The 17,366-nt window shown below is 32.4% G+C and carries 21 protein-coding genes and 1 tRNA gene; 18 read left to right on the top strand and 4 right to left on the bottom strand.

Annotated features, from left to right (window positions below; translation table 11 throughout):
- Window positions 1-100: 100 nt before the first annotated feature.
- A complete protein-coding gene (locus tag DW761_RS19370; RefSeq protein WP_117451738.1) occupies window positions 101-979 on the bottom strand; it encodes a helix-turn-helix transcriptional regulator in 879 nt (292 codons plus the stop codon).
- A gap of 114 nt (window positions 980-1,093) precedes the next feature.
- On the opposite strand from DW761_RS19370, the gene DW761_RS19365 reads away from it, so the two are divergent.
- Window positions 1,094-1,291: a hypothetical protein gene (locus DW761_RS19365; RefSeq protein WP_117451740.1), complete on the top strand. Its 198-nt coding sequence runs from the start codon at window positions 1,094-1,096 to the stop codon at window positions 1,289-1,291.
- 7 nt (window positions 1,292-1,298) lie between these two features.
- On the opposite strand, the gene DW761_RS19360 is transcribed toward DW761_RS19365, so the two are convergent.
- Window positions 1,299-2,144, bottom strand: coding sequence for a hypothetical protein (locus DW761_RS19360; RefSeq protein WP_117451742.1), 846 nt, complete (start codon window positions 2,142-2,144; stop codon window positions 1,299-1,301).
- Window positions 2,141-3,373 (bottom strand): DUF6070 family protein, encoded by a 1,233-nt coding sequence (locus DW761_RS19355; RefSeq protein WP_117519083.1) that lies wholly within the window; start codon window positions 3,371-3,373, stop codon window positions 2,141-2,143. The genes DW761_RS19360 and DW761_RS19355 overlap by 4 nt, the downstream gene beginning before the upstream one ends.
- Before the next feature lie 166 nt (window positions 3,374-3,539).
- Between DW761_RS19355 and DW761_RS19350 the strand changes: the two genes are divergently transcribed.
- The 15 genes from DW761_RS19350 (at window position 3,540) to DW761_RS19285 (ending at window position 15,217) form a co-directional block, all read left to right on the top strand.
- On the top strand, window positions 3,540-4,433 hold the full coding sequence (locus DW761_RS19350) for a MurR/RpiR family transcriptional regulator (RefSeq protein WP_117451746.1): 894 nt from the start codon (window positions 3,540-3,542) through the stop codon (window positions 4,431-4,433).
- A 211-nt stretch (window positions 4,434-4,644) separates the two neighbouring features.
- The gene (locus DW761_RS19345; protein ID WP_117451748.1) at window positions 4,645-5,904 is read left to right on the top strand and encodes a PTS sugar transporter subunit IIC; all 1,260 of its coding nucleotides are present in this window, start codon (window positions 4,645-4,647) and stop codon (window positions 5,902-5,904) included.
- Between the two features lie 33 nt (window positions 5,905-5,937).
- On the top strand, window positions 5,938-7,332 hold the full coding sequence (locus tag DW761_RS19340) for a family 1 glycosylhydrolase (RefSeq protein ID WP_117451750.1): 1,395 nt from the start codon (window positions 5,938-5,940) through the stop codon (window positions 7,330-7,332).
- A 97-nt stretch (window positions 7,333-7,429) separates the two neighbouring features.
- The gene (locus tag DW761_RS19335; protein ID WP_117451752.1) at window positions 7,430-7,795 is read left to right on the top strand and encodes a VOC family protein; all 366 of its coding nucleotides are present in this window, start codon (window positions 7,430-7,432) and stop codon (window positions 7,793-7,795) included.
- Between the two features lie 70 nt (window positions 7,796-7,865).
- Window positions 7,866-8,531 carry a TetR/AcrR family transcriptional regulator gene (locus DW761_RS19330; RefSeq protein ID WP_117451754.1) on the top strand — a complete coding sequence of 222 codons (666 nt, stop codon included), beginning with the start codon at window positions 7,866-7,868 and terminating at the stop codon, window positions 8,529-8,531.
- 57 nt (window positions 8,532-8,588) lie between these two features.
- On the top strand, window positions 8,589-9,521 hold the full coding sequence (locus DW761_RS19325; RefSeq protein WP_117451756.1) for an ATP-binding cassette domain-containing protein: 933 nt from the start codon (window positions 8,589-8,591) through the stop codon (window positions 9,519-9,521).
- Window positions 9,518-10,285 (top strand): ABC transporter permease, encoded by a 768-nt coding sequence (locus DW761_RS19320; protein WP_117451758.1) that lies wholly within the window; start codon window positions 9,518-9,520, stop codon window positions 10,283-10,285. Before DW761_RS19325 ends, DW761_RS19320 begins: the two co-directional genes overlap by 4 nt.
- 12 nt (window positions 10,286-10,297) lie before the next feature.
- Entirely contained in the window at window positions 10,298-10,588 is a 291-nt protein-coding gene (locus DW761_RS19315; protein WP_117451760.1) for a hypothetical protein, read from the top strand.
- 65 nt (window positions 10,589-10,653) lie between these two features.
- Entirely contained in the window at window positions 10,654-10,785 is a 132-nt protein-coding gene (locus tag DW761_RS21715; protein ID WP_255411977.1) for a hypothetical protein, read from the top strand.
- Window positions 10,786-10,890: 105 nt separating this feature from the next.
- Window positions 10,891-12,462, top strand: coding sequence for a ribosomal protection-like ABC-F family protein (abc-f, locus tag DW761_RS19310; RefSeq protein WP_117451761.1), 1,572 nt, complete (start codon window positions 10,891-10,893; stop codon window positions 12,460-12,462).
- Window positions 12,463-12,527: 65 nt separating this feature from the next.
- A complete protein-coding gene (locus DW761_RS19305) occupies window positions 12,528-12,836 on the top strand; it encodes a DUF6881 domain-containing protein (protein WP_117451763.1) in 309 nt (102 codons plus the stop codon).
- 102 nt (window positions 12,837-12,938) lie between these two features.
- Complete coding sequence (locus DW761_RS19300) at window positions 12,939-13,331, top strand: SRPBCC family protein (RefSeq protein ID WP_117451765.1); 393 nt, start codon at window positions 12,939-12,941, stop codon at window positions 13,329-13,331.
- A 57-nt stretch (window positions 13,332-13,388) separates the two neighbouring features.
- On the top strand, window positions 13,389-13,586 hold the full coding sequence (locus DW761_RS19295; RefSeq protein ID WP_117451767.1) for a hypothetical protein: 198 nt from the start codon (window positions 13,389-13,391) through the stop codon (window positions 13,584-13,586).
- Between the two features lie 321 nt (window positions 13,587-13,907).
- Window positions 13,908-14,570 carry a DUF1648 domain-containing protein gene (locus tag DW761_RS19290; protein ID WP_117519082.1) on the top strand — a complete coding sequence of 221 codons (663 nt, stop codon included), beginning with the start codon at window positions 13,908-13,910 and terminating at the stop codon, window positions 14,568-14,570.
- 164 nt (window positions 14,571-14,734) lie between these two features.
- On the top strand, window positions 14,735-15,217 hold the full coding sequence (locus DW761_RS19285; RefSeq protein ID WP_117519081.1) for a prolyl-tRNA synthetase associated domain-containing protein: 483 nt from the start codon (window positions 14,735-14,737) through the stop codon (window positions 15,215-15,217).
- A 262-nt stretch (window positions 15,218-15,479) separates the two neighbouring features.
- Here the strand turns inward: DW761_RS19285 and DW761_RS19280 are convergent.
- A tRNA-Leu gene (locus tag DW761_RS19280) sits at window positions 15,480-15,562 on the bottom strand.
- A 223-nt stretch (window positions 15,563-15,785) separates the two neighbouring features.
- Between DW761_RS19280 and DW761_RS19275 the strand changes: the two genes are divergently transcribed.
- Complete coding sequence (locus DW761_RS19275) at window positions 15,786-16,328, top strand: metallophosphoesterase family protein (RefSeq protein ID WP_117451773.1); 543 nt, start codon at window positions 15,786-15,788, stop codon at window positions 16,326-16,328.
- Window positions 16,325-17,284, top strand: coding sequence for a 2-hydroxyacid dehydrogenase (locus DW761_RS19270; RefSeq protein ID WP_117451775.1), 960 nt, complete (start codon window positions 16,325-16,327; stop codon window positions 17,282-17,284). The genes DW761_RS19275 and DW761_RS19270 overlap by 4 nt, the downstream gene beginning before the upstream one ends.
- The last annotated feature ends 82 nt before the right edge of the window (window positions 17,285-17,366 follow it).

Here is a 17,366-nt window from a genome sequence, read left to right as displayed (position 1 = left end):
GGCACTTTACGGCACTCTATGAACTAAGACAAAAGCTACGCTGTAATAACAAGAGGAGAGTGCTAAAATGTTCAAATATTTTCATCAATGGATATTTTGATTATATAAAATACTTTTGTCTAAACTGACGAGGTGTCATTTGCATTATCATTTTAAATTCTTTTGTGAAATAGCTGGAGCTTTCAAAACCGCATTGATAAGCTATTTCTGTAATTGTAACATCCTGTGTGAGTAATAATTCTGCAGCCTTTGCGATACGATATTTCAAGACATAACGCATAGGGGAAATATGTAAAAAAGATGCAAAAGAGCGTTGACATTCTCTTATACTGATGCCACCAATTGCAGCGATTTCTTTTACACTGATACTTTCCTGATAGTGTTCATCAATCCAGAAAAGCATTTGTTTCATTCGCTGTTCCTGCTGGTATAATGTCTTTTTCAAAGTCACTGTCTGGTTGTTTTTTAAAATCAGCAGGATATGCGATAATGCTTCCCGTACAATAAACTCATAACCATATATTTCTTTTTCACATGCATGAAAAGCTTCATCAAAATATGATGAGATCACAGCATCTGACAATGGATAAAAACCAGCACCCTGTTCTATGAAAGGATGAAGATACAATAGGTCAAATGCACTACCAGGGGCGCCTGACAGCAAGGATGGATCAAATACCATGGAACGATAACGACAGGGACTTTCACTTTCACAAATGATACCATGTAACACATTTACATTCACAAAATAGCCATCACCAGCCTGTAATCTGACCTCCTGATCAATCAAAGACAAAGTAACACAGCCTTCTTCCAAATAGAATATTTCCATTTCCGGATGCCAGTGAGGCGCAATATCTCCACTTATAAAATCATGAATATCACAATGGTATGCACTACAAGGAAATAAAGATGTGCCTGCCTGAAATAATTGCCTTCCATCTCTGCTCTTTGATATATTGTTTACAGATGTAATCATTTGATTCCTTCTTTCTTGTCGCTTTTGTTATAGTATATGACGTTTTAATGAAAGAAACAAGTATCTGACTTCGTTATAATGATAATGTAAAAAAAGATAGAGAGGAGTATACTTATGGCAAGAAAATGGAAAGATACACTATTACAATTACTATTAAACAACCTTTTATACCTGCAACAAAACGCATATCATGAATCTGAAAGAAAGCTCTACAAGAAAAATACAATACAATTTTTATATTTATATCCTGATGCGCATAGGATATGTGAAAGTTTTCATGATTTAGATATTATAAAAGGAATCAATGCATGATTCCTTTTTAGGCCAGATGAATGGTTTCTTGTGTGTTGACATCTTTATGATGAAGAAATAAGCCAATGATGCCTGCAATTATCGCAAGTATGATCAATATCATACCAGCTGTTTTCATAGGTGAGAAATTAAAGAAAGTCGTTCTTCCAAGAATATGATTTGCTAATGTCGCAAGGATAGAATCAGCGATATTTGGTATTACAGCATACAGGCAAACAGCCGAGATGATACAACAGATTGCGATATGATAAACTGCCTTTTCAAGTGTGGATTGACGTATCAATAAATAGGCACAAGCTATTGACAAGAGGACACAGACAAATTGAAACAACAGAGAAGTTCCTATCGCATAGAGTTGAAATAAAAAGCCGTATTGTGGATTTGAAGCCATAGAGCTAAAGTAACTGATTGTGGATTCTAACTGGGATATCATAGTATCTTTATGTTCATCAATCATATTTTGAAGGGATTGTTTCTGAGTATCTGTAACCTTAATGCCAATATTGTCTTCGATAATAGATATCGCTTCATCACGTAAGCGATCAATATCTTTTGGACTTGTATATAATGTGCTAGTTTTACCACGGTTTTTGATAATTTGATCAATATACTTGCCAGTAATGTTTTCTATGGCTTTACTTTCCGCAAGCTTATTTTGCACCATCAGCATATCATTTGAGGCAGCATTCGGAAATTCTTTATAAACAAAATCCATGAATTGATGCGAAATCGCAGTACCACTCATATCTGTGGATATGGTTTTTACCACAAGGGGCTTTATAGAAAAACAAGCAGCTGTAAATGTTATTAAAATGCATAATAACACATCCAATAGAATCATTCTTTTTTTCATAAACAACCACCTTCCTTTTGGGATTTATTTGTAATACCCGGTGCATATTTTGGTATCTGATTGTTGTCATCTGGCTCGATATGATTTGATATATAGTGATAGCTGCCATCATCCAGCAATTCAATTTTCACAATGTGTGTATAAGCAACAGGATATCCTTTTTCATATCCAGTCGCATGAATGGTTAATGTTAGTATATTTTTTTCTTTTTGTGCTTTGACAACTTCTGGTCGAAGTCTTGGTGTAGCGACATGAGAAGCGATACAATATAATTCTGCGTAAGGATAGGCATGCTGGGTTTCACAATAATAATTTTGTGATCGAAGTATGGAAGTATCAATATCAAAATATTGATGCACGAGGTCTTCAAATACATTTGCATCGATATAGCTGATATACTGTTGACCACTATCTTTCATATACTTTTCAGGTATTGCTTGTTGATGCTCTATGGGATACAGGTATTCTACCAAATCGTTAAAACAAAGTTTGTCCACACTGTTTTCATCCCAATCCATCACAAACAGATTATTACAGTCATACTCAATAGGGGTGATATAAGTATTGGTATAGGTACGCAATGTTTCATCCATAGGATCTACACGAAAATATCCATTGGTAATATCACCTAAATCAAAAGGCTTTTCCAATACGATTTTTTTATATGAAAAATAGCCATATGTATCATAGTCAGCTTTTTCTATCTTCCATCCATTGGTATCTGATATGATCGCTTTTCCATTATCATAATAAAGGGATGTGGAAATCAGATACAAGACATCATGTTGATAGATGAAATCATCTCGACGAATACCACCAGTTGAGGATATTGTATAGTGTGTAAGTTTTGTATCTTTTTTCGCCTGATAATCTTTCCAGAAAGATAAAAAATGATCACGCCCTTGTAAATCATAGTATCCCTGTTCATCATTAACACAACTATTTTCATCCAAAAGCTTTTCATAAATAGCTTTCACGCCTGCTTTTGATAGAGCAGGAATACTCATATCTTTACGTATGCCATCCATAGCATCTTTCTGAATGATGGGCTGTAAGCTTTCACTTTTCTTTTTTAAATCCGTTTGAAGCGTTTGTTTTAATGAATCAGAAATATCGATGGAATTATCATCAAGTAAGTGGATATCGGATGGCTTATGGCTAGAAAAAAACAGTATAAATCCTAACAAGATAAGTGCAAGTATCACGATACCTATGTATTTTTTCTTCATAAGATTCTCCTTTTTATAGATTCATTATTATATAATTGGAAAGGAATGTCAATGAAGCTATCAGAATCGTAATAATATGTTAAGGATATCAGATATAGTACTTTTATATTTACAATATTTTTTATTGTTGATAAAATATGCTTATTAGAAAGATGGAAGGGATAACATGCTGATTATAGAAAAATTAAACCAAAAAAAAGATATGTCTTATAATGAAACGTGCGTTGCGGATTATGTTCTAGCTTTAGGAAAACGTATTGAAAAAAGCTCAACCAGAAGTATAGCTGAAGCTACATATACTTCACCTGCAACTACGATACGATTTTGTAAAAAGTTAGGCTTTCGTGGCTTTGATGATTTTAAAGAACAGTATCTAAAAGAAATTGATTATTTAAATCAGCAATATGGAAAATTGGATGTAAATTTTCCTTTCCTGAAAGAAGATACAGAAATAACAGCTGTAAATAAATTATCAAATCTTTATATGGATACCATACAAGATACATTATCGTTATTAAAGCAGGACTCTTTAAAATTAGCAGTAAACTTATTAAAGAAAAGTGATGCTATACATATTTTTTCATATGGAACAACATTAAATATTGCGGAATCATTTAGAGAAAAAATGTTAAAAATAAAGAAACCAGTGTATATATCAAGTAATCTAAATTATCAATTATATGAGGCCAATGCTTTACATGATGGGGATATAGCGATTCTTATATCATATTCTGGAGAAACAGAGAAAATATTAAAAATTGCTAATATTTGTAAAGATCGTAAAGTACCTATGATTATCATATCATCATTTGGAGAAAATACATTATCTACTTATTCGTCATGTAAACTTATCATTTCTACAAAAGAAAATTTATTTCATAATGTGGGAGATTTTAGTACGCATATATCCGTTAGTTTCTTATTAGATGCATTATATTCAGCATATTTTTTACAAAATTATGATCAACATTATCAAATGAAACTTGAAAGTGTAAAAGCTAATGAAGGGTATCGCAAGTCAAATAATCCGATCATTAATGATTCCATAGTAGAAAAATAAACAGTGTTTCATAATAAATACTGAAAAATATCTAAAATTTGAAACACTGTTTCAATGCATTTTGAAACTATATCTTTTAAAACCTTCTTTCAGTATAATGCAAGTGTCGAAAGAAGGTTTTTATTTTGGATAACAAAAAGGAGATGAATTATAAATTAGAAAGAAACCTTTAAGACATGAATGCAGAAAGCATAGAGAGAAAGGGAAAATTATGGAAAGATTTACAGCAACAATGGAAAAATTTTTATTGCCAATCGCCAATTTTATGAATAGTAATAAATATATTTGTACAATTCGCGATGCCTTTACAATGATGATGCCTATTATTATTGTGGGATCATTTGCTTTATTATTTAATATTTATATTTGTTCTACTACTGGCTTAGCACAATTTGAAAGCTTAAAATGGTTATCTAATTATTCTAAAATATTTACCACAGTGAATTTTGCTTGTATTTCATGTATGGCACTTTGGACAGTTTTTCTTGTAGGATATGTTTTAGGTGATAAAGAAGGACAAAAACCACTCATTTGTGCTATTATCGCTACAAGCTGTTTTATGGTAATGCTTGATCAAGAAAATATTGCAGGAAATATGGGAGCCTCCGCATTATTTTTAAGCTTTTTTGTAGGTATATTTTCAGTAACTTTATTTTCAAAATTAATGAACTTTGAGAAAATAAAAATAAAATTGCCTGAATCAGTACCACCAATGATTGTAAATAGTTTTAATGCTTTAATTCCTGCTTGGATAACTTTAACCGTTTTTGGCTTTATTTCAGGAACATTGTATGGAGCAACAGGTATGTATATCAATACGATTATTTATAATGTGATACAATTACCATTTAATCAAGTTGTAGGTTCACAATTAGGAGTCAGTATTATTGTTATTTTATCTCAATTATTATGGTGGACCGGTATTCATGGACATATGGCAATGAATGTAATAGCTAAACCTGTACGTGCAGCAGCGTTAGCTGCTAATATTGCAGCAGTAGCTTCAGGATTAGTACCTAAAGAATTTTATACACTGGCATTTGTTCATTTATTCATAAACCTTGGTGGTGGGGGAATTGTTATTTCCCTTGCGCTGTCCATTCTTGCATTTTCCAAGCGTCAAGAATATCGGGACATTACAAAAATATCAATGATTCCTATTATTTGTGGTATCTCAGAACCAATGGTTTTTGGATTACCAATCATGTTGAATCCAACATTCTTGATTCCATTTGTATTAGCACCATTAATTACTTGCAATATAGGATATTATGCAATAACTTCTGGCTTTTTACAAGCTTCTTATGTTGAATCTATAGCAGGTATGCCTATGTTTATTCAACAATTCTTAGCATTTAGCGGACAATGGCAGGCAATTTTATTGACACTGATCGTTATCATCGTTGGCTGTATTATCTATACGCCATTTGTATTAATGTCTAATAAACAGGTTTCTAAAGATATAGAATAAGGAGCGTAGTGATTATATCACGTGTATAAATATATGAGAAAAGATTTTTTATGGGGCGGTGCCATTGCCGCAAATCAATGTGAAGGGGCATATTTAGAAAATGGTAAAGGATTAAGTATTGCGGATGTACAATTATGTTCTTTGGGAAAAGGACATAGAGAAATACATAATGAAATAAAAGCTGGTGTTTATTATCCAAGTCATGAAGCCATAGACTTTTATCATCGATATAAAGAAGATATTGCTCTGTTTTCAGAAATGGGATTTAAATGTTTAAGACTTTCTATCAACTGGCCCAGAATATTTCCAAATGGTGATGAAGAAGAACCAAATGAGAATGGCCTAATATTTTATGACCATGTAATTGATGAATTATTATCGCATGATATAAAACCAATTATCACATTATCACATTATGAAACACCATTGCATCTTGTACAAGCATATGGATCATGGCGAAATGAAAAGCTGATTGAATTCTTTGTGAGATTTTGTAAAGTAGTATTTGAACGTTATAAAGATAAAGTAGAGTATTGGATGACTTTTAATGAAATAAATGAAATTATGAATAAGAAAGAACCATATAATCAAGCTGGTCTTTTATTTCATGAAGGAGAAAATCCGGATTTTATCAAAGTTTTAGCTAGTCACCATATGTTTCTAGCTTCTGCAAAAGTCGTCAAACTTGGTCATGAAATAAATTCAAAATTTAAAATTGGATGCATGATACAATATCCGACTACCTATCCAAAGACTTGTAATCCAATGGATATCATGGCACAACGCTATCAGATGATGCCTAATTTCTATTATACAGATATTATGGCAAAGGGAAGATATACAAATTTATGTAAAGCTCAATTAAAAAGAATGAAAATTGATTTTAAAATAAGTGATGAAGATTCTAGGATTTTAGAGGATGGTAAAGTTGATTTCATAGGATTTAGCTATTACTTTTCATCAATTGCATCAGCTACATCTGATAGTGATTGTAAGGTAGATAGAAAAAATATGTATTTAAAAAGAACTGATTGGGGATGGCCAATTGATGCTATAGGACTTAGAATTGCTTTAAATGAATTATATGATCGATATCAAATACCATTATTTGTTGTTGAAAATGGTCTGGGAGCCGTTGATAAAATTAATTCACAAGGAGAAATTCACGATGATTACCGTATAAATTTTCTAAAAGATCATATTAAAGAATTAAAAAAAGCGATAGAAGATGATTTTGTAGATGTGATTGGATATACAACGTGGGGACCTATCGATTTAATCTCTGTAGGAACAGGTGAAATGAAAAAGCGCTATGGTTTTATTTATGTAGATAAAGATGATTTAGGTCAGGGAACCTTAGAAAGAAAACGTAAAGATTCATTTTACTGGTATCAACAAGTGATTAAAACAAATGGTAATAATATATAAAGTGTTGAAAAGCATATGCTTTGATAGAGCTTATGCTTTTTTTATTTGTAAAGGATTAGAAAATAGGATATCATTATCTCATTCAAGGAGGTATCATATGAAACTAAATTATATTACCATCATGGTAAAAGATATTGAAAAATCAGTAATGTTTTATGAAGAACTGGTAGGTTTAAAGGTTATAAGAAAAATGCATCCAGGTGATGGGAAAATCGTATTTATGGCAAATGGGCAAGATGAAACAATGTTAGAGTTGATCCATTTTGATGATACAGAAAGTGTTTCCGTGAAAGGCATGGTTATGAGTTTTACTTCACAAATACCACTTGAAATGTTAAGAGAAAAAGTAGAAAAAGCAGGCTACACACCTACAGATATCATTGATCAGGGCCCTAAACCAAAATATTTCAGAGTAAATGATCCGGATGGTATAGTTGTAGAAATTTCAATTGATGAAAAATAAAGGTTGAATACATACACGATGTATGTTAATATAAAAACGTACACAGTGTATGTTTTTATATGGAGGTATTATGGCAGGATATAAACGATCAGAAGCAACTGTTCAAAAAATTCTTGATGTTTCTTTGAAATTATTTCTTGAAAAAGGGTATGAAGAAACGACGATATTAGATATCGTAGATCAGTTGGGTGGTTTGACAAGAGGTGCTTTTTATCACCATTTTAAATCAAAAGAAGAAGTATTAAATGCGATTAATGATCGTATGTTTTTAGAGAACAATCCATTTGAGAAAATACGCCATGAAAAAAATCTGAATGGTTTGGAAAAGTTGAAACAAGTCATTAAGTATCAGTTTCATAATCAGGATGTGAAAAATGTAAATATGATGAGTTTACCGCTTTTGAAAAATCCAAGAATTTTGGTAGATTGTTTAGAAACCAATCAAAGAGTGGTGGCTCCGATGTTTCAAGAGCTGATTGAAGAAGGTATTCAGGATGGTTCTATTACATTAGATTCCAAATATACAAAAACAGCTTCAGAGTTTATGATGATGTTTTCCGATTTATGGCTGGCACCAGTAATATTTCCATGTGATCCACAGGAAATGAAACTTCGGCTGTATTTCAGTAAAGAATTGTATGAAAAATTAGGATTGCCTGTATTTGACGATGAGATCATTGCGTATATGGAACATATGATTGATCAAATTGCAGAAGGAAATAAGATTGCCAAGTAGCAATTTTATTTTTAAGATAAAACATACATACTGTATGTATGTTATGGAAGGAGATATATGAAAAATCATACATATGCATTAGAAGTAAAAGGATTGAAAAAACGATTTAAAGACAAATCAGTACTAAACGGCGTAGATTTTCAGGTAGAGAAAGGCACGATATTTTCCTTATTAGGAGCTAATGGTGCTGGCAAAACAACAACCATCAAAATATTAACGACCCTTTTAAAACCTGATGAAGGTATGGCTTACGCAGGTGGTTATGATATCTTGAAGGATGTAAAAAAGATACATGAACAAATCAGTTTGACAGGGCAGTTTGCTGCAGTAGATGAAGCATTGAGTGGATATGAAAATTTAGTTATGATGGGTAATTTATACCATATCAAGGATCCAAAAATACAGGCACTAAAATTATTAAATTATTTCTCGTTAGATTCATCTAAAGATAAAAGAGTTTCTACATATTCTGGTGGTATGCGAAGAAAATTGGATATCGCTATGAGTCTTGTGCACAAGCCTTCTATTATCTTTCTGGATGAGCCGACAACCGGACTCGATCCACAAAGTCGAAGAGCTATGTGGGATATTGTGAAAAATCTGAAGAAAAGTGGTGTCACCATATTTCTGACAACGCAGTATTTAGAAGAAGCTGAAGCTCTGGCAGATCATATCGCCATCCTGCATGAAGGTAAAATCAAGCTGGAAGGAACACCACAAGAATTAAAAATGACATTGCCGAAGCATGTGTTGGAGCTACAGCTTAATGATCAAAAGGCATTTAATAAGACTTGGGATATTTTAAGCCATTATACAAAACAATCCAATGAAGAAAGTTTTACCATTTCAATTACATTCACCGATACGGTAAATGATGTAATTGATATCCTGCAAAGTATCAAACAGGCAGATATCCCATTACAGGATCTTCACTTGAAACAGACAACGATTGAAGATGTATATATGAAAATGATGGAGGAAACATTATGATGGAATTATTCAAGGATATGAAAACTATGTCTTGTAGAAGGATAAAGATTTCAATACGAAATCTGGATACCATATTAACAAGTGTGGTAACACCCAGTTTGATGATGATTTTATTTGTGTATGTATTAGGTGGCTCAATGCATGTGGAAGGCATGTCTTATGTAAATTATATTGTACCGGGTATTTTGATTCAGTGTATCGGACAATGTGGTTCTAATACAGCAATCGCCATAAATAATGATATCCATTCAGGGATTATCCATCGTTTTTATACGATGCCAATCATGAAATCATCAATTTTGTTAGGGCACATCATTGAGGCTTTTTTCAGGAGTATTGTGACAACGGGGATAATACTTGGAATTGCATATATTGTAGGATTTCGTCCGGATATGCAAATGCATAATATGTTACTGATTATTTTGTTGTTGGCAATGTTTATATTAATGATTTCATGGATGAGCATATTATTTGGATTGCTTGCACAAGGGCCTGAAGGTGCCGGTGCTTGTGCAGTATTCATATCTGTTCTACCTTATCTTAGCTCAGGTTTTGTATCTGTGGACAGTATGCCTGTAGCATTGGCAGTATTTGCGAAATATCAGCCTATGACTCCCATCATTGATTCTTTACGGGCTCTATTTATGGGAGAAGTGTTCTATATACAGGATTATTTATTAGGTATGATGTGGTGTGTGGTCTTTATTGTTATTTGTTTTGGTTTATCACAAGTACTATTCAAACGAAAATTACAAACATCATAGGAGGAAATGAAAATGACAGAAGAAAAATTTGAAGAAATGATGGAACGTGGTGGAGAAAAAATTGAAACGGCAGTAGAAAATGCTGCGCAAAAACTGGATGATACTTTAGAATCAACAATGAAACATCGACCTGCGCGTATAATCGCAAAAACACTTTCTTATGGAGGCTCTATTGGATTTATCCTTGCATCAGCAAAATTAAAACAAACCTATCATCCAGCCATGTCAAACATATGTTTGATCACAGGAAGTGTAGCACTTGCCACAAATATCATTCTATCATGCACCGTGCATAAAAAATGAAAGCTTGACTTTCATTTGAAATTCTAATAAACTAAAACAGTAGGCATAAAGGAGGTGGATGGCTTATGAATCGTAAGATAAAAGATATCATTTTGGATAAAATGCATAATCAGGATGTTTTTTGTCGTACGATAACATTCACTGTTTTTTCGATTATAGGGACAAGTGCGTCAATATTTCGGGAAAACAATGAGTAAAAGCCAGCCATCAAAAGAACATACCATTATAATGTATTGACGATGTCCCGCTTTTTTACTGGCGGGCTTTTTGTTTTCCCATAGAAAAAAGAAAGGAAAACATTTATGACAATACATTTACAAAATATTACAAAATCCTATACACAGGATATCATATTAGATGACTTAACAATGAAAATTACAGATGGCGAGCATATCGCCATTGTGGGTGAAAACGGATGTGGGAAATCAACGCTGTTAAAGGTAATTGCAGGAATAGAAAACATTCAGGAAGGAGAACGCATTGTATCAAAACATACCAAAATTGCGTATTTGAATCAAAACTTTGATGAATTTTCGGGCACTGTGGAAGCATATCTGATGCAGACTTACAGCGATATCATGCATTTGAAAAAAAAGATGGAAGCCTTAGAGAAAGCTATGGAAAAAGTTGATGAGGTAGAACTAGAACAGTTATTAAAAAAATATGGCAACATACAAGAGCGTTTTGAACAGCTGGATGGCTATCATATCTTTACCTTTGTGGATCAGATTGCCCATGGACTTCAGTTCTCATCGTTGTTATACAGTGAGTATGAAGTGTTGAGTGGAGGAGAAAAAGCAAGAGTGAATCTTGCACGGCGTTTATTGGAAAGACCAGATGTTTTATTATTGGATGAGCCAACCAATCATTTGGATTTTAAAGGGATAGCATGGCTGGAAAACTTTCTGGCAAATGATAAACAAACCATCATCGTCGTATCACATGATCGTACATTTCTCAATCATTGTGTATCAAAAATATACGAAATCAGTTATGGAGAATTATCTGTATACCATGGAAATTATGATGTATATCGAAAAGAAAAAAACGAACGCTTCTTACGTATGCAGGAAGATTATGAAGCACAACAAAATGAAATCAAACGATTAGAAGCGGCGATTCGTCAGTTTCGTCAATGGGGCAGAGAAGGCGATAATGAAAAATTCTTCAAGAAAGCCAAAATGTTAGAAAAACGTTTAGATAAAATAGAACGCATGAGGCGTCCAAGACTGATTCAAAGGAATATGGACTTTACTTTATCCATGGCAAAACGTTCATCTAAACATGTGTTGGAAATAAAGGAACTGGGGCACTGTTTTGATAAGCTATTATTTGAACATGTAAATGCCACGCTTTGTTTTAAAGAACGTGTAGCAATATGTGGAGAAAATGGCACAGGAAAAAGTACGCTGATCAAATTAATTATGGGAATTGAAGAAATTCAAGAAGGTAGTATCCAATACGGCAATCATATCGCTATTGGATATCTACCTCAGATGATCAGCTTTCCTAAAGATATGACGATATTGGAATATGCGAAAAAAGAACTTTGTATGAATGAAGAAGATACAAGGCGTTATCTAATGAAATATGGATTTGATCACATCGATATGATGAAGCATTTAAAAGCATTAAGCGGTGGGGAGAAAACTAGATTGAAACTAGCAGAAATGTTATCAAAAGAAATCAATATGATAATTTTAGATGAGCCAACCAATCATTTAGACTTCACCAGTATTGATATTATCGAAGAAAATCTTCAGGCCTTTGCTGGTACCCTTTTGGTGGTATCCCATGATCGATATTTTATACAAGCACTATGTGAAAAAGTCTGGATGTTGGAGGATCAGATAATGAAAGAATATATTTTATAATAATTTTTCTATCTTTACATAGGCCTTTCTGTATGGTACGATAAAACTAATATAAGGTGATAACAATGGAACGATATGAATACATAAAATGCAATTGGAACTATATTGATGATGAAACACCGGTGATCCTTTTCTATGAGGTAGATTTAGAAAATGAGCGCTATGCGAGAAGAATGATTGAGGTGTTTTCAAATGGCAGAATATCTTTAGGATTAGATGAAGGATGCGAATTTGTCACAGAAGCACCTGTACCCCAAGTGGATGAAATCAATCAGGATGAAGATTTTTTAGCACAGGTGATCACAAAAGAGGAATTTGAGAAAACATATCAATTACATGAATATTTTGAAAACCTTGGAATTTCTAAAAGATAAAGGGATATATTATGCAAACGGATAATTTACAGGCATGTGCACATCTTACAAGAATAGTTTTGTCATCTATGATATAATCAATGATAAATGGAGGGATAAAAGATGACAGTATCAAATATGAAAACAACATTAAATAGTAACATAAAAGATGTTTGGGAGATTGTGACTTCTTTAGAAAATTATGCATGGAGAAGTGATATTAGTCGAATTGAAATCGTTAATGAAAAGCAGTTTGTTGAATACACCAAGGATGATTATCCTACAACATTTACAATCACAGTGAAGGAGCCATATCGTTATGAATTTGATATGGACAACAGCAATATGAGCGGGCACTGGACAGGTATTTTCAATCAGTTAGCGGATGGTGTAGAAATTGATTTTACAGAGGATGTCACAGCTAAAAAGGTATTTATGAAACCTTTTGTGAAAGGTTATTTAAAAAAGCAACAGGAAACCTATGTGAATGATTTAAAAAAAGCGTTGTGTAAATAGTAATCAATAAATGAAAGCGGTGATCTGGTGGTGAATCAAAGAAAAATCAAGAGGATTATGTTGCTGATTATAACCATAGAAGGCATTATGGTTTTTGATTTCGCAAGTATTGTCGCTGATATTTATTCTAAGAAAGTTTTGGATACCGATCTGAATCTTTTTGGCCCCATGATTTTTAGAATCATAGGACTTGTACTTGGAATGATATTGACAGTGTATGGTGTCATACTTTATAAACGATATAAGAAATCGTAAAATGAAAAAGTTTCTGGCGTTAAAAAATAAGCCGGAAACTTTTTTAGATATTATTAGAAAATTACGTTGTTTTATGTATAATTAATCCTGTAAGTTTTAATCCATTTCATAATTTCCCATAGTATGAACTTACATTATTTATGCTAAGTATAGAGGTGGAGTACTTCTGGCTGTTTTTGGTTAGAATTTATGTGTGTATTAGAAGATTTTATATTTAAGAATTATTATTGTGTTTTTTTCAAAAGAACTATACTATTAACGTAGTTTTCATGATACTAAATTTAAACTAAAATCACATAGAAATAGAAAGGGCTGAATTTTATGAAAAAATATAATAACATTAATTTTGTTTTAGCTACTTTGATGTTTATAATAACTTTTGTTAGTTTGTTTTTCTTACCAGACAGAGTACCTACCCATACACATTTTGAAGGAGTTGATGGGTGGGGATCAAAATATACATATCTTATTGCCCCAGCGATTGCATATATCCTTTGGTTTTTTATGCCCAAGTTCATGTCACAAAAAAGCGATAAAACAAAGTTACTTGGAGATAAAGCTGGAAATATTTATCTTTTAAAAAACAAAATCATAATAAACATAATCTTTATATTATTTGTAGGATTTGATTTATATTGGATCTATCAGGAATTTTTGTATACTTCAAATAATATATCTTTAAATTTTTTCCTTCTTATTGGAATCGCTGTTTTGTATATAACTGCATCATTTTCTATCTTCTATATGGATAATGAAGAGTTGATGATGTTACATTGGAAAGAATTTACTTTAGCTGATAGCAGCTTGAATATAAGAAAAAAGAAATTACTATTTCTAATATCTGGTTGTGTTGTAGCGATGCTTATAATTGCAGATGCATTATTCTATACAAAATCTTTTCTATTCATATTTGTTCTGCTTTTATCATTGATTTTGAAATTTATGATTGGACCAATAAAAGCTCGATTAATGAGAAAAAAATAAATAGAAGTTTAAAATTTGAAAGATTCTTATGCTATTTGATGTATGGTTACAGGCAATAATTTAGATAAAGCATTCAGCTTAATTTGTGGTATAATTAAACAAATACTACATTGATAATGGATGATGTAGTATCAGGTTATTGAAATAATTAAAGAGGAATAGTTATGAATAAAGAAGAAATATATCAATATCTAAAGAAACATCAAATAAGTTATGAAGTAAATGAGCATAAAGCGGTTTTCAATATGGGAGAATTAGACTCTGTAAAGCTTCTTTATCCTGAATGGGATGCTAAGAATCTATTTGTTCGAGATGATAAGAAACGCAATTATTATTTAATTTCTGTTAAAGGGGATAAAAGGGTTGATTTAAAAAACTTTCGTAAACAATTGGGTTTAAGACCACTTTCTTTCGCTTCGGCAGATGATCTAATGGCAATTATGGGATTAACTCCTGGCTCTGTAACACCACTTGGTATTTTGAATGATATAGATTGTAAAGTACATTTTTATATGGATTCTGAATTTGCCGGTAATATCATTGGCGTACATCCAAATGATAATACTGCGACAATATGGATACAAGCAGATCAGCTTATTCATCTAATTCGTGAACATGGGAATGAAGCTGATATTGTCGAAGTATAAGTTTAGAGAAAAATATTGAAAAATGAAAGAGATAGGAATTAGAATAGATGATGGAAATTTCAAATGTAGAAATCATTCGTAGGATGTTATTTACTGTGTTTTTCTTATCATCTTTTTTTTATCAACGTTGGTCGATAAAATTAAAAATATCGTTTATGTGAGTATACATATGATGAGTATATGAAATGCAGACTTTTGTGATAAAATGATATCTTGCATGAAATATAAAAAAACTTCGATTCCTCGAAGTTCATTTATACAATGGTGCGGATGACAGGAATCGAACCTGCACGCCGAAGCACTAGATCCTAAGTCTAGCGTGTCTGCCAGTTTCACCACATCCGCATTTGCCTTGATATTATAACATCTAAATTTATAGAATGCAATACTTTTTTTAATTTTATGCATTATAGCGTAAAAATAATTATATAAAATAATTCCTGTGCTTGCTATCGTATCACAACACCGGTATAATGAAAGAAAGATACTGGGGTTGCATTCTGAAAAACGCACAAAAGGAACATATATGTTTTATGAAGATATAGAAAAATGAAATCAGGTGAGTCTTATGAAAATCTTATTAATAAGTGATACGCATGGAGAATTAGAAAATACTAGAAAACTGATCCATAAACATAAGGATGTGGATTTAAAAATAGATTTAGGTGATATTGGATTTGCGTTAAAAGAATTAGATGGTTTTGTGGTGGTTAAAGGAAATCATGATAAAGCGTTAAAGCTACCAATAGAGCGAATTGTGGAAGTAGAAAATCATCGCATTTTATGCGTACATGGAGATATATTTGAAGCAGATGTCATGGAGGAAGTCTTTTCCTTAATGATCGATGAGAAAGAAGATATCATGCAGGTATGTATGGATGTTTTATATCATCATATTGCTGATTATGCAAAGAAGAAACAATGTGATATCGTCTTTTTTGGTCACACACATATCCGAGTATGGGAAATTTATGATGGAATCACAATCGTGAATCCTGGTTCTTTATTGTTTGGAATGGATGGTAATGATAAAAGTTATGCCATTGTGAATGTCACAAAAGAAGATGTACAGGTAGAATTTTATGATATGAAAGGAAAAAATATAAAATGAAAGTCGTTTGTGTAAATATTGATAAAATTGATTATGATGGAAAATTAGATCGCTCATGTATACCGGGAGAAGTTACTTTTTATTCTGATAGTAGTAAAACGGAGTTTATGGAACGTGTGAAGCAGGCAGATATCATCGTCACAAAAGAATATGTAGTGAGTGAAGATATGATTATGCAACTACCGGATCGTGTAAAAATGATTTGTGAAGCGGGAACTGGGTATAATAACATTGATTTAGAAGCATGTCGAAAGCGTAATATTATGGTCTGCAATACACCAGCATATTCCACAAAAAGAGTTGCACATACAGCAATTATGCTGATTTTGATGCTGGCAAGCTCTATGCCAAAACAGCTGCACATGATACATAAAAAGGATCATCGTAATTTTACACAGCATATGATGGTTGAGCATATGGAAGTAAATGATAAGATATTAGGCATTATTGGAGAGGGCAATATTGGTAAGGAAGTTATAAAAATTGCGCAGGCATTGGATATGAAAATCCTAGTTTATACTCGTACACCAAAGAAAGATCATGATGGGATTTGCTATGTATCTTTAGAAGAATTACTAAAACAGGCTGATTTTGTTTCTCTACACTGTCCACTTACACCAGATACAAAACATATCATCAACAAAGAAACGTTATCCTTGATGAAAAGTACAGCATTTTTGATCAATACATCACGCGGCGCCCTGATCGATGAGGAGGCATTGCTTCATGCTTTACAAAACAAAAAGATTGCGGGGGCAGGATTAGATGTACAAGAAGTAGAACCGCCAAGAGAAGATCATCCTTTCTACGAAATGGATCAGGTGATTCTTACTCCACATATGGGATGGCGTGGTTTAGAAACAAGACAGCGCTTACTACAGCTGGTTTCCAATACATTAAATGCATATATTGAGGGACATCCAATCAATGTAATCGTCAATACAAATAACATGTGATGATTTGTAAAATAAATGTAAAAAATATAAACGGAATAGGAATTATATGAAATACTTGGTATAATGAAAGAAAGTAAAGAGA

It is taken from the genome of Absiella sp. AM29-15 (genome assembly GCF_003434225.1).
GTDB classification, from domain to species: domain Bacteria; phylum Bacillota_I; class Bacilli_A; order Erysipelotrichales; family Erysipelotrichaceae; genus Hoskinsella; species Hoskinsella hominis.
This window is presented reverse-complemented; position numbering and strand designations above follow the sequence as displayed.

Excerpts from the sequence above, each read along its gene's own strand:
- DW761_RS19330 (WP_117451754.1), top strand. The coding sequence starts at position 7,866 with ATGGCAGGATATAAACGATCAGAAGCAACTGTTCAAAAAATTCTTGAT.
- DW761_RS19340 (WP_117451750.1), top strand. The coding sequence starts at position 5,938 with ATGAGAAAAGATTTTTTATGGGGCGGTGCCATTGCCGCAAATCAATGT.
- DW761_RS19325 (WP_117451756.1), top strand. The coding sequence starts at position 8,589 with ATGAAAAATCATACATATGCATTAGAAGTAAAAGGATTGAAAAAACGA.
- DW761_RS19370 (WP_117451738.1), bottom strand. The coding sequence starts at position 979 with ATGATTACATCTGTAAACAATATATCAAAGAGCAGAGATGGAAGGCAA.
- DW761_RS19360 (WP_117451742.1), bottom strand. The coding sequence starts at position 2,144 with ATGAAAAAAAGAATGATTCTATTGGATGTGTTATTATGCATTTTAATA.
- DW761_RS19345 (WP_117451748.1), top strand. The coding sequence starts at position 4,645 with ATGGAAAGATTTACAGCAACAATGGAAAAATTTTTATTGCCAATCGCC.
- abc-f (WP_117451761.1), top strand. The coding sequence starts at position 10,891 with ATGACAATACATTTACAAAATATTACAAAATCCTATACACAGGATATC.
- DW761_RS19285 (WP_117519081.1), top strand. The coding sequence starts at position 14,735 with ATGAATAAAGAAGAAATATATCAATATCTAAAGAAACATCAAATAAGT.
- DW761_RS19320 (WP_117451758.1), top strand. The coding sequence starts at position 9,518 with ATGATGGAATTATTCAAGGATATGAAAACTATGTCTTGTAGAAGGATA.
- DW761_RS19315 (WP_117451760.1), top strand. The coding sequence starts at position 10,298 with ATGACAGAAGAAAAATTTGAAGAAATGATGGAACGTGGTGGAGAAAAA.
- DW761_RS19295 (WP_117451767.1), top strand. The coding sequence starts at position 13,389 with ATGTTGCTGATTATAACCATAGAAGGCATTATGGTTTTTGATTTCGCA.
- DW761_RS19270 (WP_117451775.1), top strand. The coding sequence starts at position 16,325 with ATGAAAGTCGTTTGTGTAAATATTGATAAAATTGATTATGATGGAAAA.
- DW761_RS19305 (WP_117451763.1), top strand. The coding sequence starts at position 12,528 with ATGGAACGATATGAATACATAAAATGCAATTGGAACTATATTGATGAT.
- DW761_RS21715 (WP_255411977.1), top strand. The coding sequence starts at position 10,654 with ATGAATCGTAAGATAAAAGATATCATTTTGGATAAAATGCATAATCAG.
- DW761_RS19290 (WP_117519082.1), top strand. The coding sequence starts at position 13,908 with ATGAAAAAATATAATAACATTAATTTTGTTTTAGCTACTTTGATGTTT.
- DW761_RS19365 (WP_117451740.1), top strand. The coding sequence starts at position 1,094 with ATGGCAAGAAAATGGAAAGATACACTATTACAATTACTATTAAACAAC.
- DW761_RS19300 (WP_117451765.1), top strand. The coding sequence starts at position 12,939 with ATGACAGTATCAAATATGAAAACAACATTAAATAGTAACATAAAAGAT.
- DW761_RS19335 (WP_117451752.1), top strand. The coding sequence starts at position 7,430 with ATGAAACTAAATTATATTACCATCATGGTAAAAGATATTGAAAAATCA.
- DW761_RS19275 (WP_117451773.1), top strand. The coding sequence starts at position 15,786 with ATGAAAATCTTATTAATAAGTGATACGCATGGAGAATTAGAAAATACT.
- DW761_RS19355 (WP_117519083.1), bottom strand. The coding sequence starts at position 3,373 with ATGAAGAAAAAATACATAGGTATCGTGATACTTGCACTTATCTTGTTA.
- DW761_RS19350 (WP_117451746.1), top strand. The coding sequence starts at position 3,540 with ATGCTGATTATAGAAAAATTAAACCAAAAAAAAGATATGTCTTATAAT.